At 65.5% G+C, this 14,164-nt stretch carries 12 protein-coding genes and 1 pseudogene; 3 read left to right on the top strand and 10 right to left on the bottom strand.

Going from position 1 to position 14,164, the window contains the following annotated elements; translation table 11 throughout:
* Positions 1-7 precede the first annotated feature (7 nt).
* From LXM90_RS24050 to LXM90_RS24065, 4 genes and pseudogenes are all read right to left on the bottom strand, one after another.
* Positions 8-1,042 carry an HD-GYP domain-containing protein gene (locus LXM90_RS24050; RefSeq protein WP_020095758.1) on the bottom strand — a complete coding sequence of 345 codons (1,035 nt, stop codon included), beginning with the start codon at positions 1,040-1,042 and terminating at the stop codon, positions 8-10.
* Positions 1,043-1,080: 38 nt separating this feature from the next.
* The gene (locus tag LXM90_RS24055) at positions 1,081-1,347 is read right to left on the bottom strand and encodes a hypothetical protein (protein ID WP_020095759.1); all 267 of its coding nucleotides are present in this window, start codon (positions 1,345-1,347) and stop codon (positions 1,081-1,083) included.
* A gap of 46 nt (positions 1,348-1,393) precedes the next feature.
* Entirely contained in the window at positions 1,394-1,864 is a 471-nt protein-coding gene (locus LXM90_RS24060; RefSeq protein WP_020095760.1) for a PAS domain-containing protein, read from the bottom strand.
* A 648-nt stretch (positions 1,865-2,512) separates the two neighbouring features.
* A pseudogene (locus tag LXM90_RS24065) lies at positions 2,513-3,079 on the bottom strand (catalase); the annotation flags it as partial.
* A 316-nt stretch (positions 3,080-3,395) separates the two neighbouring features.
* Here LXM90_RS24065 and LXM90_RS24070 point away from each other — a divergent pair.
* Both LXM90_RS24070 and LXM90_RS24075 read left to right on the top strand, forming a co-directional pair.
* Positions 3,396-4,478 carry a catalase family protein gene (locus LXM90_RS24070; protein ID WP_020095762.1) on the top strand — a complete coding sequence of 361 codons (1,083 nt, stop codon included), beginning with the start codon at positions 3,396-3,398 and terminating at the stop codon, positions 4,476-4,478.
* Positions 4,479-4,788: 310 nt separating this feature from the next.
* Entirely contained in the window at positions 4,789-5,370 is a 582-nt protein-coding gene (locus LXM90_RS24075) for a cupin domain-containing protein (RefSeq protein WP_234081159.1), read from the top strand.
* A 296-nt stretch (positions 5,371-5,666) separates the two neighbouring features.
* Here the strand turns inward: LXM90_RS24075 and LXM90_RS24080 are convergent, their stop codons facing one another.
* The 3 genes from LXM90_RS24080 to LXM90_RS24090 form a co-directional block, all read right to left on the bottom strand.
* Positions 5,667-6,032 carry a response regulator gene (locus tag LXM90_RS24080; protein WP_020095764.1) on the bottom strand — a complete coding sequence of 122 codons (366 nt, stop codon included), beginning with the start codon at positions 6,030-6,032 and terminating at the stop codon, positions 5,667-5,669.
* A gap of 21 nt (positions 6,033-6,053) precedes the next feature.
* Positions 6,054-8,402, bottom strand: a complete 2,349-nt coding sequence (locus tag LXM90_RS24085; RefSeq protein WP_267965771.1) for an HWE histidine kinase domain-containing protein — start codon at positions 8,400-8,402, stop codon at positions 6,054-6,056.
* Positions 8,403-8,813: 411 nt separating this feature from the next.
* On the bottom strand, positions 8,814-9,401 hold the full coding sequence (locus LXM90_RS24090; protein ID WP_020095766.1) for a substrate binding domain-containing protein: 588 nt from the start codon (positions 9,399-9,401) through the stop codon (positions 8,814-8,816).
* Positions 9,402-9,516: 115 nt separating this feature from the next.
* Here LXM90_RS24090 and LXM90_RS24095 point away from each other — a divergent pair, with 115 nt between their 5' ends.
* Complete coding sequence (locus LXM90_RS24095) at positions 9,517-11,631, top strand: ATP-binding protein (RefSeq protein ID WP_020095767.1); 2,115 nt, start codon at positions 9,517-9,519, stop codon at positions 11,629-11,631.
* A 238-nt stretch (positions 11,632-11,869) separates the two neighbouring features.
* Here the strand turns inward: LXM90_RS24095 and LXM90_RS24100 are convergent, their stop codons facing one another.
* The 3 genes from LXM90_RS24100 to LXM90_RS24110 all read right to left on the bottom strand — a co-directional run bounded on the left by LXM90_RS24100 (position 11,870) and on the right by LXM90_RS24110 (position 14,158).
* Positions 11,870-12,355, bottom strand: coding sequence for a response regulator (locus LXM90_RS24100; RefSeq protein WP_020095768.1), 486 nt, complete (start codon positions 12,353-12,355; stop codon positions 11,870-11,872).
* Positions 12,356-12,698: 343 nt separating this feature from the next.
* Positions 12,699-13,751, bottom strand: coding sequence for an HD-GYP domain-containing protein (locus LXM90_RS24105; RefSeq protein WP_043713236.1), 1,053 nt, complete (start codon positions 13,749-13,751; stop codon positions 12,699-12,701).
* 59 nt (positions 13,752-13,810) lie between these two features.
* Entirely contained in the window at positions 13,811-14,158 is a 348-nt protein-coding gene (locus LXM90_RS24110; protein ID WP_020095770.1) for a hypothetical protein, read from the bottom strand.
* Positions 14,159-14,164 lie beyond the last annotated feature (6 nt).

The following is a 14,164-nucleotide window of genomic DNA, read 5'->3' on the forward strand; positions in this document are numbered from 1 at the left end:
CGCCGTGCTAGGCGCCGTCCGGATCGAAGGCAATTATCACCGGGCGGAACGCGTTGACGAGATCGGCGTCTAACCGGCCGGTCATCGATTGCACGATGCTGTAAGCCTCTCGACCCGTCATCGCCGGCCGGTACGGGCGCCGCTCGATGAGCGCACCGTAGATGTCGCAGATCGTCACCAGCCGCACCAGGTCGGGGATCTCCGGCGCCCTCAGGCCGTCCGGGTAGCCTGAGCCGTCGAGCATCTCGTGATGCGACCGCACGACCTGCAACACCTCCTGCGAGAAGCCGCTGTCCACCAACATCTCGTAGCCGATGGCCGCGTGCATGCGCATCACCGTCATCTCCGGCTCGGTCAGTCGACCCGGCTTGTTGAGGATCGACAGGGGAATCTTCGTCTTCCCGACATCGTGCACCAGAGCCGCCTTTGTCAGCCTGGAGCTGTCAAAATCATGGAGCCCCAACTCGATCGCGAACGCGGCAGAGAGGCCGGCGACGATCAGGCAGTGCTGCTGCGTTGCCTCGTCGAAGCGCCGTACGGCGCTGATCCAATCGCGGATGCCGCATTGCTGTACCGCGCGCATGACCAGTTCGGCGCCGGTGCTCGCTAGCTCCGGCGTGACCGCCCGGCCGGAGAAGAAGGTCTGAACGAAGAAGAGCCGTGCTGCGGCCGCCAGCTCCGTCGCGATAGCAGAGCCACCCTGATCCTGAAGCTGCTCGATCGTCTCTCGCATCAGCTCGATCGCCGATGTGGCTGAGAGAGTATCGTCGGCACTGAGCAGCCGCGCCTGTGCCTCGGCACGAGCGGCGTTGCCGTGGATCAGGAACAGGAACGGCGCGCCCGCTGCGCGTACCGGCTTCAGAAGCCGTTTGAAGCGCACGATCGCGTCCGAGGTGAGCTGTGCCACGTCGCCTATGATCAGGTCGGGCACAACTGCCGGTTCCACTTCGGCGTAGAGGTCGTGGATCGAGCAGTGTCGTGTCGAACCGAGGTCGCGGGCGAGGCGCCCGGACCGGGACAGATCGTCGGAGATCAACAACACTGCGCCCCTGTGCTTCCCCCTCGCAAACGCTGGGATTGTCAGGCGTTGGCCGGAAACCGCTGCGCCGTACCGGCGAGCCTCTCGACCGCACCGACGAGGCACCGCAGCGCTTCACACGTTGCCGGATCCAACAGGCCGACCTCGGTCAGCGATCGATCCAGCCCGTCGAGGGCACCCTGGAACGCACGGCTCAGCTCCAGAAGCCTCTCACTGCCTGCATGGATGTACGGCACCCGCGAGCCGAGATGCTCCCCGCGCGCGTGTGCGGCTGCCAGATCGGCACTCAGGCGCCCAAACTGGCTCAAGCTGGAAGGCCGGATCGGAAGTCGTATCGAGGAAGTTGCCGTTGGCCTACAGGATCGTGCCGGTCGGATCGAAGGCGATCACCGCCTGCGACCGGTGCAGCGCCGCGATCTGACCGGCATAGTCGAGCATCTGCAGCTTCTGCGCCGTGACGTCGGACGCGACTTTGACCACCTTCACGACGCGGCCGGAGCGGTCGAGCACCGGGTTGTAGCTCGCCTGGACCCAGACGTACCGGCCGCCCTGGGCGATCCGCTTGAACTCGGCGACCTGATGGGTGCCCTGCCGCAGGGCGTCCCAGAAGGCGTGGTACGCGGGTGTCTCCCGATGCGCCGCCTCCACGAACAGGGCGTGGCGCTGGCCCCGGATGTCGGGCAGGGCGTAGCCCATCATCGTCAGGAAATTGGCGTTGGCCGTGATGATGGTGCCGTCCGGCTCGAACTCGATGACGGCCTGAGACCGGTCGAGGGCGTCGAATGTGAATGAAATATCCCTACGTGCGCCCCCAATACCGAACATGACTTCCCCCGAAGCGGATTATAATTTTTGTAGCGATGTACGTCGAAGAACGCTTTGCTTAGAAAGCGTCGACCGAGAATGAATATTTTGTTGACATGAAGATTGCGTACAATATTAAATTAGCGATTAAGGATGGCCGACCTGCTCCTTGGTAAATTCTAACATCAGTATAGCGTCAATCAAAAGCGATGCGTGATAAGGCAAAATCATCTAGTAATTGTGCATTTATACTCAGTTCGCCATATAAGAGAATTTCCGGATTTCAGCAGAGATTGGTCATATCTTGGGTTGACTGTCACCTGCCAGATTAAAATCAAAGTTGAATTGCCGTGAGTTGTGCTTTTTGTCGCAAATGGGCCTCTGACCGAGCAAAGGCTCAGAACCCATTGAAGAGGGGCTATGCCGCTCGGCATGTTTGGGGCGAGCGACTGCCGTCCCTTTCCGACCCGAAGTTGCCAGTCGGCCGAGGAGTGACCGCTTTCGGGAAGCACCGCCTACTTTCCGGACGGCTGGGTCGGGTCGCAAGCAGAAGGACCGCTCAGGGTGGGTTTCTGCCTGTCTGGTTTCGAGCGGATTAGCGGTGAAGCAGACATCGCCGTCGAGCTCGACCCACGATACCTACGGCAGTTGGAACTTCAGGATATCGCTTCAGCGCGCCGCACCCGGCTCGTGGATCGGGCAGCGGTTGAACCGCTCGCGGAACCCGGCCGAATGCCTGTAGGGGGCGTTGCGGGCGCGGTTGATGTTACCGAGGGGGCGGTGAGCTGCAAGGCCGGTCCAGACGCTGAAGCGCATCTCCTCGTCTACCGCCTGCACCCGGGCGGGGTCCCAACTGTCCTGCGGCTGAACCCGGACAACCCCAACCCGCTGGAACGGTGTCTCGTCCTCCTTCCACTCCATCGTCGGGTCCTCGACCGGCTGGCGTTCGAGGTCGCGGCAGAGTTGGACCCGGAACTCCCATTCGCCGGTAATGCCGATCATTTCAGACTGCACCGTCTCGCGAATGGCGTTCGGGCGGCCGGAGGCATCGATCTCAGTGCCGGTGAGGGCGGTCAAAGCCGGAGCGACGGGGGCCAGCGAGAACTTGGCGATGTAGTCGCCGTACCGGAACGGGGTCAGGCTGTAGTAGGTCTCGCCGAGCGGATCGACATTGGGCGCGCCGCCCAGCGAACCGATGGTGGGGCTGTCGATGCCCACCGCATGCAGAGCCTTGTTGCTGCTTGATGGTCTGCCCTTCGTCCGGCGTCACCGCCTCGACGTCAGGAGCGTATCGCACCGGTGATCGCAAGGTCTGTCTCCCGCTGGCGGCCAGGACAGAACACCCGCTCCCCCGGCCACGTTCCGGGTTGTGCGACATTCAATCGCCCATGAACGAGGTGTGGAACGGCAGGAGGCCGGCGCGGCTTGTCGGCAGTGCGGTCTTTCTCTCCGCCTAGGCACGGCCGCGATCCGGCGGCCTTCGGACCCCGCGTCCCGATCCCAGCCTTCGTCAAACCATCCTGCAGGCGGACGACACGTCGAGGATACGCCGATGACATTCCTTCGCTACGCCCCCGACGTCGAGACGCCCGCTCCGGACGAGCAGAAGTCCATCGACGGCATCATCCAGGGGATGACGCAGCAGTCGCAGGTGGTGGAGAAGCGCGAGCACCACGCGGTACGCGCGAGCCACGCCAAGAGCTCCGCCTGCGTCGTCGGGGATCTGGTCGTTCCGGAGAACCTGCCCCCGGAACTCGCGCAGGGCCTGTTCGCCAAGCCTGGAACGTACAAGATGGCCGTGCGCTTCGCGCAGGGCCCAGGCGAGACCCTCGGTGACCGGGTGTCCACGCACCGCGGCATGTCGATCAAGGTCTTCGGGGTGCCGGGCGAGAAGCTGCCTGGGCACGACGTCGACACCCAGGACTTCGTGCTGGCCACCGGTACGACCTTCCCGTCGGGCACGGCGGCGGGCTTCCTGCGCGACGGCACGGTCATCGGGAAATCGACGGGCCTGCCGGAGGGCGTGAAGAGCGTCGTCGCGGCCACGGCGCGCAACCTCAACCGGGTTCTGCACGCGTTCGGCACGGAGAGCGCCATGGCCGATTTCCTCGGCCATCCCTACAGCCACCCGCTCGCCGACAGCTACTTCAGTCAGGCCCCGATGCGGTTCGGCGACTACGTCGCCAAGATCGGGGCGGTCCCGGCTTCGCCCGCCCAACGTAACCTCGCCGAATGGCGCCTTGATCCACACTGGGACGAGGACGGTTTCCGTCACGCGGCCGCGGCCTTCTTCCGCGACAACGAGGTGGTCTACGAGTTAAAGGCGCAGCTTTGGGCGGATTCCGAGCGCCAGCCCATCGAGGATGCCTCGGTCGACTGGCCGGTCGCGATCAGCTCGTACCGCACGGTGGCGACGCTCCGCCTGCCCCAGCAGGATGCCTACTCCCCTAAGCGGGTTCACTACTTCGACGAGGTGATGACCTTCCGCCCCGCGCACAGCCTCACGGCGCACCAGCCGCTCGGTTCGGTGATGCGGGCGCGGCTTCAGGTCTACCGGGCGCTGAGCGATTTCCGCCACCGGGAGAACGGCGTCACCGCCGAGAACACCGCATCGCCGGAGAGCATTCCGGCCTGAGGCCGCCTCCTTCAGCGTCCCGAATGGACCGACAGCAGTCCCATCAACCTGAGGGACGCTGAAAGCCTCGACGGTTTCAGGAGGGGCTTCGGCCTCGGCACGACGGAGGCGGGACCAGCTACGTGGCTTGCGCCTTCGGATGGCGCCTTTTACCGAAATTATCTGTACTTTACGGCATATTTGCAAGCAACGGCCGCACAACATACGATTACCAACAACTGGATGGCAGTCTTACGGGAAGAATTTTACCTGAGGCTTGATCAACGATCCAGCCGACGCGTCCTTTGCGCGCATTGCGGGGAGCGAGACGATGGCCCTCGACACCGCCAGGGTGGCCGAGACTCGATTGTGCGCTAACTCGTCGTCGAGCCTGTCGCCAACGGGCGGGGGACGATCCATGACCAAACGCCTTCGGACCATCGCCACCGGTTTCGCGGCCTTGATCGCCAGCACGGGCGCGGGCCTCGCGCAGGACCATGGGACGCACGGCGCGGTTGCGCTGCCGGATGCCGCGAGCGCGACCTACCAACCGGGACCGCCGAACCTACCGAAGGGCACGCAGATCAGCATGGTCTCAGGCGATCCGAGCAAGCCCGGCCCCTTTGTCCTGCGGGTGAAGTTTCCCGCCAACACGGTCATCGCGCCCCATACTCATTCCGAAGCCGAGACGCTGACGATCCTCTCGGGCTCGATCTATCACGAGCACGGCACGACCATCGACAAGGCGAGAGGCAAGGAGCTGCGCGCGGGCGGGTTCGTGTTCCTGCCCAAGGACATGCCGCATTCGCTCTGGACCAGCGAGCAGCCGGTAGAGCTTCAGGTGAATGGCTTTGGGCCCTTCGGGCTGAACTACATCAATCCCGCTGACGACCCGAGCAAGTCGGTTCAGTAGATCTGAACCCTCGTACCAAACGCCTCATCCGAGGTGCCCGCTACGACGGACACTGCGCCCGCAATGGCCCCTCTGTCGTGTTGAGGAGGCGCCGCTGTTCGGCCGCGTCGAGGAGTCGGAGTAGACTGCAGATCCGTGCCCTGTCCTCCCGTCCATCTGCGCCGGCCTGATACCGTCTACTCAGGGTGGAAAGCGGGCAGTCTGGTTCCGGAGGATCAGAACAGAGAAGCGGCCATCGCCATCGCGCGCTTGGCCGTCCTTTCCCTGCGAACTGGAAGGTCTGCCGTTCGGATCAATCAGGCCGCGAACTGCCGCAGCGCCCGGGTCACCTCGTCCCGCTTGTACGGCTTGGAGAAGAACACGCCGCGCACCGGGAGATCCTCGGGCGTGGGACGGTGCTTACCCGAGATGATGATTAGTTCGATGGGCGGCCAGCGGTCACGGATCATGGCCGCGAGCTTCATCCCGTCGACGCCGCCGGGCATGTCGATGTCCGTGAACACCACCCGGATGTCGAGGCGGTTCTCCAGGATGCGCACCGCCTCGTCGGCGCTGCGAGCCTCGACCACGTCGAACCCCGCCATCTCGACGAGATCGACCGCCATCATGCGCTGAAGGGGCTCGTCCTCGACCACGAGGATCACGGCGGAGGCCGCTGGCATCGCTTGTCCCATGACGGCTTCCTAGGACTGATGGATCTGCGCGAGCGGCGCGCGCATCTCGGCCCGGAAACCGGTGGGCTGGTAGCGTAGGTCGACGTCGCCCGTTCCGACCAATCCGAGACGGATCAGTCGCGAGCCGAAGCCGCGTCTGGCGGGTTCCTTAACGGGCGGCCCACCGCTCTCCTCCCAGTCGAGCACTAGGTCACCTTCATCGCTATCGCCATCGACGCGCCAACTGACCCCGACGTGGCCCTCGTCGTTGGAGAGAGCCCCGTACTTCGTCGCGTTAGTCGCGAGTTCGTGCAGCAGAAGAGAGACAGATAGGGTCGCGCGCGGCCCAAGCGAGACCTGCGGCCCAGAAACCTTGAGCCGTGTGGTTTGGGCGAAGGTGCGCAGAACCGCGCTGGCGACCGCGTCCAGGGGGGCCGCCGTCCATTCCTGCTGCAGCAGGACGTCGTGCGCCGCCGAGAGCGCGTGGATGCGCTGCTCGAACGCCTCGACTGGTTCTCGGTCGGGCACCGTCTTCAGGGTCTGGGTCGCGATGGAGAGGACCATGGCCAGCATGTTCTTCATGCGGTGGCTCAGTTCCTCGTTGAGCACTCTCTGCTGCTCCTCCGCCTCCAGGCGACCGATGGCGGCCCGGGTGCGGTCGGCGACGTTGCGCAGGAAAGCCTGCTCCTCAGCCGTCCAAGCGTGCGGTTCGGCCTTCAAGGCGAAGAAAAGGGTGACGAACTGCCCGTGCTCCATCAGCGGGATATTGGCGATGGACCGGACGCCGACGGCTGCCAGGGCGTCGCTGCCGCCGGCCGTGCGCGGATCGTCCGTCGCGTCGGCGATGAACACGGCCCGGCCCGCCTTGAGGTCGTCGACGTAAGACCCGTAGCTCCGGAAAGGGTACACGCCGTTCAGGCGATCGACGCCCTCCGCGACGTGGTCGTCGGCGATGGTGACGGTGTCGCGCACATGGTCGACATCGCCGTACCCCACGTGGCTGAGCCCTAGCGTCCGCGCCAGGATGTCCGCCGCGACCGGCGCGACATCCGCCTTGGCGGTGACGTGGCGCAGCCGGTCGCCGAGTTCGATCAGGGCGTTGCGGCGTTCCTCGGCTTGCTTGCGCTCGGTGATGTCGATGAACATCACGGCGAGGCGCTGATCCGCCTCCTTATGGCCGTGTGCCTCGAAGGTGCGGTTCAGGGCGGGCACGGCGACCTCGAACGTCGCGGGCTCGCCGGTGTCGACCACGCCCGCGTAGATGTCGATCAGCCATTGCGGGATGGTCGGGATCACTTCGCGGATGGTCCTGCCCACGGTTTGGTTCGCCGGTAGGCTCGACTGGATCTCGAAGGCGGGATTGACCTCCAGGAAGCGCACATCGACCGCGTGACCCTCGTCGTCCCGCAGGATCTCGGCGGAGAAGAACCCCTCGTGCATGCTGGTGAACAGACTCCGCCAGCGGTCCTCGCTCGCCGTGGCGGCGCGCTCGGCATCCTTCTGGACCGTGATGTCCCGTGAGACCGAGAGCAGCTTCTCGGGGACGCCTTGCGCGTCGAGGATCGGCGTGACCTGGACATCCCACCAGCGCGGGTTACCGGCCATGGTGCTAGCCCCGCCCTGGAAGCGGCCGACGCCTCCTGCCTTGGCCGCCACGACGGCAGCCTTGGCGTCCGCGTTGCCCTGGCCCTGCCAGAAGTCCGGCCAAGGGCAGCCGCGGATGGCGTTGAAGTCGCCGACCTCCATCACGCGCTTGCCACCCTCGCTCATGAACGTGAGGCGCGTATCCAGGTCGAGGACCTTGATGCAGTCGGCGGACGAGGCGAGCACGCTGCGCATGAACGCGGCCTCCTCACGCCTCTCCCTGAGGGCGCGCCGCAGTTCGAGCTGCGTCATCACCTGATGCGCGAGGACGCGCAGGGTCTGCTGCTGGACGGCGGTGAGATCGCGCGGCTCGTAGTCGAGCACGCAAACGGTGCCGATGGCATGGCCCTCGGCGGTCTTCAGGAGCGCCCCGGCGTAGAACTTCAGATGGGGCTCGCCGGCGACCAGCGGATTGCACGCGAAGCGCGTGTCGCGGGTGGCGTCCGGGACGAGGAGGAACTCCTCTTCCAGGATCGCGCAGGCGCAGAACGAGCTGTCGAGCGGCGTCTCGCGCACGCCGAGGCCGACTTCCGCCTTGAAGAACTGGCGGCCCTCGCCGATCAGGTTCACGACCGCGATGGGCGTGCCGCAGACCGCCGAAGCGAGTGCGGCGATCTCGTCGAACCCCGGTTCACGCGGCGTGTCGAGGATCTGGTAGCGGTGAAGGGCCGCCAAGCGGGCGTCCTCGGCGTCGAGGCCAGCGACAGCCACGGGCGACTTTACTGGTTCAATCATGAACGAGGTCGCTGCCGATCCGCGTGCCCGAACTCACTGTCAGCCTGTGTAGCGGTAGGAAGTGTGCGTTCGGGAATGGGGAGATTTTCTGAGGGTTGTGGAGGGGCATCGGCGACAGGCGGTGTCGAGTGACATGCCCTTTACCACAGGAGCTTCGATTGCGCATGAGACGATTGCGCGAGGGCTGAGCGGCCCACAGGACACCGGTCCTCGTACAAGCGGTTCGGGCCGGTCGACCGGGGCCAAAGCCGATACCGTGCAGCGTCCGACCCATGACCGCTTTCGGGCAGCTCAGAAGGCTGTCCGCGCTTCCGAGTCGGGTCGGGTGCGGTACACCAGCTCGGGGTGGTTTCCCGACCATCCGCTTCCGAATGGTCGATGTATAGAAGCAGACCTACCCACGGCGACCATTTACTTCCCCGCTGGACTTTTGAGCAGCTTGTCCCGAGGTGTTGGGGAATGAAACATACCTCCGAGGAAAGCCGGGAAGGCGTTCATATTCTGGTTGCCGTGTCGGCTCTCCGGCCGCAACGCGGTGACGACGGAACGCTCGACAGAAAACTTCCGCAGGACAGGCACCAGCGCACCTCGCTCGACGTGGAACGCGACGACATACGACAGCGAGATGCCGATGCCGCCGACCACGAGGATGGCCGCGACCGCATCGCTGAAGTCTGCGACGCCGCCGGCGTTCGGCGTGAGATCAACCGCGCGGCCGCCGATCCGGAACGGCCAGCGCAAAGCCTGGCCCGCACTCTGGAAGCGGAAATTCAAGCGGTCGTGGTGGATGTGGTCGTCCGGATGCTGCGGTGTCCCGCGCTGCTCTAGGTAGATTTGGGACGCGAAAGCGCAGAGCCGATGCGGCGCGAGACGCCGGGAGAGCAAGCGGGAGCCGGGCAGTTCGCCCACGCGGACCGCCACGTCAATGCCCTCCTCGATGAGGTCGGCGACGCGGTCCCTAGGGCGCTGGTCGACAAATAGTTTGGGGTGGCGCTTCACGGATTGCAGCCCCGGCGGTGTGCAAGGCTGGTCAGGAACCTTCCTCGGGGTAAACGCACTTGGATTAGCCACGAGAGGCGCCGCGGCCGCGGTAAACGGAAGAGAAGCATCCTTCGTGTCGGGGGACGAACTGAAGACCCTCTCCCGTGGGGAGCTCGAGGCCGAGATCCTGCGTCTGCGCGGGTCCGAGGCCGCCATCCGTCAGAGGGAGGAGCGTTTCCGGACGATCCTGGAGACGGTCGATGCGGCCTTCGCCATCGTCGAGGTCAAGTTCGACGCCGAGGACCGGCCGGTCGACTACCGCTTCGTAGAGGCCAACCCTGCCTTCGAGCGCGAGTCGGGCGTCAACCTTCGCGGCAAGTGGGTAACCGAGTTCGCCCCTGACCTGGAGCCCTTCTGGTTCGAGACTTACGGGCGGGTCGCCAAGGCCCGGGAACCCGCGAACTTCGAGAGCTATGCTGAGGCGTTCTCGCGCTGGTTCGACGTGCGCGCTGTTCCCGTCGGTGACCCTGCGGACCGGCAGATTGCCATCATCTTCAACAACGTGACCGCCCGACGCGAGGCCGAAGAGCGCCTGCGCGCCAGCGAGGCGCTCGCACGGGCTAACATTGAGCGCGTGCAACTCGCCCTGGCCGCTGGCGCGATCATCGGCACGTGGCACTGGGACCTACCGTCCGACCGGTTCACGGTCGACGAAGCCTTCGCCCGAAGCTTCGGGCTCGATCCAGCGCTCGGCCGCGAGGGCATCCCGCTGGCGCAGATCGTAGCCACCGTACATCCTGACGACCAAGCGGGTTTGGCGGAAGCGATCAACGAGGCCGTCGGCCGGGGCGGCGCCTATGCGCACCAGTACCGGGTGCGCCGGTTGAACGGGCGCTACTACTGGATCGAAGCCAATGGCCGGGTCGACCACGCGCCGGACGGCACGCCCCTGAGCTTTCCCGGCGTGCTCCTCGACGTCGAGGAGCGTCGTGTTGTCGAACAGGAGCGGGACCGGGCCATCACCCAGTTGCGCGCCCTCACCGAAACTCTCGAGCAGCGCGTCGGCGAGCGCACGGCCGAGCTGATGAACGCTGAGGAGCAGCTCCGCCAATCGCAGAAGATGGAGGCGGTCGGACAACTCACGGGAGGGCTTGCCCACGACTTCAACAACCTGCTGGCCGGCATCTCCGGCAGCTTGGAGTTGATGGGCACCCGTATCGAGCAGGGGCGCCTCAAGGACGTCGACAAGTATATGGCCGCCGCGCAGGGGGCGACGAAGCGGGCGGCGGCGCTGACCCACCGCCTGCTGGCCTTCTCGCGTCGGCAGACGCTCGCGCCGAAAGGCACCGACGTGAACGCCCTGGTCGATGGCATGCTCGACCTGATCCGGCGGACGGTCGGGCCGAGCGTTCAGCTTGAGACGGCCGGACCCACGGACCTATGGCCGACTCTGGTCGACCCGTCCCAGCTCGAGAACGCGCTGCTGAACCTCTGCATCAACGGCCGCGACGCGATGCCGGACGGGGGGCGCATCGTCATCGAGACCGGCAACCGTCGGATCACTCCCCGAGTCGCCGAGCGACAGGATATGCCGGCCGGTGAGTACCTGTCGCTGAGCGTCTCGGACACCGGCACCGGCATGCCCCCGGAAGTGGTGGCGAAGGCGTTCGACCCATTCTTCACGACCAAGCCGCTCGGCCAGGGGACCGGCCTCGGCCTTTCGATGATCTACGGCTTCGTCAAGCAGTCCGGCGGGCAGGTCCGCATCCACTCGAACGTGGGGCAGGGCACAACGGTCACGGTTTACCTCCCGCGCCACAGGGGCGAGGCTGAGCGTGACGAGGCCCTGCCGGAGGAAGGATCCCCGGCATTGGCACAGGCCGGCGAGACCGTCCTTGTGGTGGACGACGAGCCCAGCGTGCGCATGCTGGTGACGGACGTGCTGAGCGACCTCGGCTACACCGCCGTGGAGGCTGCGGATGGGGCGGGCGGTCTTAAGGTGCTCCAGTCCGACGCCCGTATTGACTTGCTCGTCACCGATGTGGGCCTGCCCAATGGCTTGAACGGCCGTCAGATGGCCGACGCCGCTCGGGTCTCGCGGCCCGGCCTCAAGGTTCTGTTCATCACCGGCTACGCCGAGAGCACGCTGCTGACGGACGGCCAGATGGAACCGGGGATGGCCGTCCTGACCAAGCCGTTCGCCGTCGATGCGCTGGCATCGCGCATCCGCGATTTGATCGCGAATTGACGGTAACCTGACACCCCTGTCGAAGGACTGGCGCACGGCTGCTTCGCAGAGCCGCCGCTTGTGGTTCGGACGACAGCAATGGGTCGGTCGCGGGAGGACCCCTCTGGGTAGATTTCAGTCAGCTCAGGTTCTGAAAGTCGTCAAAGAGGATATCGCCCTCCCGCCCACTCGCCGCCCGCACCGACATTGTGGCAGCCAAGCCGAATGTGTTCAGACTTAGCCGGCCTGACGGCCGGGGCTACGTTTTGTCCGGCTCGGTCGTGGGAGCTGCGACAACGCCCATCCCGCTGCCCATCTCCGTCCCGGTATGGGGCGGCACGCCGCTCGGGAGCACGGGAGCGCCTGAGGGCTCGTCCTGTACCTGTGCGAGGCCAGCTTCCACCTCATGGATGAGGTCTGCAAAGTCGTAGGGCTTGCTGAGCAGTCGCGTGCCCGGCGGCAACTCCTCTCGGAGATCTGATCCGGCTCCCGAGGTGACGATAATGCCGACAGTGGGCCAACGGTGATGAACGAGGTGGGCAAGGGCAACACCATCGCCCACGATGCCGCGTCCAGTGATCAGCATGCTCACAGGCATCGGTCCTTCGAGAACCGCCAGCGCCTCGGCGGCTGTGCGGACCTCTATAGTCTGGAAGCCGACGTCTTCCAGCATGTCGGCCGTGACCATACGGACGACCTCATCAGCCTCCGCGATGAGGATGGCTAAAGGCCTGCTGTTAGCCAAAACCGTGCTCCGTATGATCAGGCCGGGAGCGCTCACCGCTCTCAGGCACTGACGGCCGGGTCCGAAGCCAGTGATGATCCCTTATGCGCTATTTATTCGCCCAGGGCGATGACCGTGGTTTGTGGCGGCTCGTCACCTACGGGCGTACCCTGGCAAGGCCGCCTTCCCCGAACTGACGTCGCCGGGCCGTCGATGAATGGCGGCTTTCGGGAAGCGTCAATGCAGATCTGTACGGCCCGAGTGGGTCGGTCGCGGAATGACCGGAAAGGGTGGATTTCCGGCGGTCCGCTCTGGAACAGCAAGCGCATCGGAGCGGACGTCGCGGTCCCACCCAATTCCGACCCTAAGCCGCAGCAGTGCCGGCCGGATCAAACGTGGTCATCACTGGGCGGAACGCCGTGACCAGATCAGGGTCGAGCCGGCCTGTCATAGACTGCACGATCCCGTAGGCCTGCCTTCCCGGCATCGGTGCCCGGTACGGCCGCCGCTCGATCAGCGCGCCGTAAATGTCGCAGATCGTTACCAGCCGGACGAGGTCCGAGATCTCAGGTGCCCGCAGCCCGTCCGGGTAGCCGGAGCCATCGAGCATCTCGTGATGCGAGCGGACCACCTGCAGCATCTCCCGCGAGAAGCCGCTATCCACCAGCATGTCGTAGCCCAGCGCCGCGTGCGTCCGCATCACCGTCATCTCTTCGTCGGTGAGCCGCCCGGGTTTGTTCAGGATCGCGGTCGAGATCCGGGTTTTGCCGACGTCGTGCAGCAGCGCCGCCTTGGTCAGGCGGTAGCTGTCCAGATCGGCAAACCCGAGCTTCGCCGCGAACGCGGCAGCGAGACCTGTAACGATCAGGCAGTGCCGGTGCGTGGCCTCGTCGAAGCGCTGTACCGCCCCGATCCACTCGCGGAGGCCACAATGCTGCACGGCTCGGGCGATCAGGCCGGTGCCGGTGCTCGCGAGCTCGGGCGTGATTAGCTGGCTCGAGAAGAAGGTCTGGTCAAAGAATTGCCGCGCCTCGTCCGCCATCCGAGCAGCGACGGCGGAGCCACCGACTTCCAGAAGCCGGTCGATCCGAGCCAGCAGGCGCTCAAGCATGGTCAGGGCCGGGAGGATGTCGGTGGGAGCGAGGAGTCGCACCTGGGCCTCAGCGCGAGCGGCGTTACCGTGGGTCAGGAACAGGAACGGGGCGCCGGCCCCGCGCAGCGGCTCTAGCATCCGCTGCAGGCGCGCGATCGCCTCGGAGGTAAGCTGAGCGACGTCGCCGACGATCAGATCCGGCTGCACCGACGGCAGGCTGTCATCATACAGGTCCTGGACGGTACAGCGCCGGGTCGGGCCGAGGGAACGCGCAAGGCGACCGGTCCGGGCCAGGTCGTCGGAGATCAACAACAGCCTGCCCAAGCCGGCCTCCATCTGATGCTGGGGCCGGTCTTACGTCCGGCCCGAAGTCGTGAGCGCAGTCAGAGGGTCGCTGGGTACCGCTGCGCTAGGCCGGCGAGGCCGTGCACGGTGTGAGCGAAGCTCTGCGCCGTGTTGGCGAGGCTCTCGGTCTTGATGACGAAGTCTCGCAGGGCTTCACGCATGTCCGGATCCCGGAGACCGAGCTTGATCAACGTGAGATCCAGATCCTCGATCGCGCGTTCCAAGGCGCAAGTCAGTTCGAGCAGCCTGTCGCCACCTGCTTGGATGTGAGGGGCTCGGGGGCCGAGATCCGCGCCACGTTCGTGCGCGGCGGCTAAGTCCGCGTGCAGTCGGTCGAACTGGTGCGTGCCGTGAGGCCGGACCGGGAGGGCGAGGATCTCGACCATAGCCAT

The organism is Methylobacterium oryzae, assembly GCF_021398735.1.
In the GTDB taxonomy this organism is placed as follows: Bacteria; Pseudomonadota; Alphaproteobacteria; order Rhizobiales; family Beijerinckiaceae; genus Methylobacterium.

What these genes read in the sequence shown, in the direction of transcription:
- LXM90_RS24085 (WP_267965771.1), bottom strand. Translation starts at nt 8,402, where the DNA reads ATGATTGAACCAGTAAAGTCGCCCGTGGCTGTCGCTGGCCTCGACGCC.
- LXM90_RS24110 (WP_020095770.1), bottom strand. Translation starts at nt 14,158, where the DNA reads ATGGTCGAGATCCTCGCCCTCCCGGTCCGGCCTCACGGCACGCACCAG.
- LXM90_RS24075 (WP_234081159.1), top strand. Translation starts at nt 4,789, where the DNA reads ATGGCCCTCGACACCGCCAGGGTGGCCGAGACTCGATTGTGCGCTAAC.
- LXM90_RS24080 (WP_020095764.1), bottom strand. Translation starts at nt 6,032, where the DNA reads ATGCCAGCGGCCTCCGCCGTGATCCTCGTGGTCGAGGACGAGCCCCTT.
- LXM90_RS24060 (WP_020095760.1), bottom strand. Translation starts at nt 1,864, where the DNA reads ATGTTCGGTATTGGGGGCGCACGTAGGGATATTTCATTCACATTCGAC.
- LXM90_RS24070 (WP_020095762.1), top strand. Translation starts at nt 3,396, where the DNA reads ATGACATTCCTTCGCTACGCCCCCGACGTCGAGACGCCCGCTCCGGAC.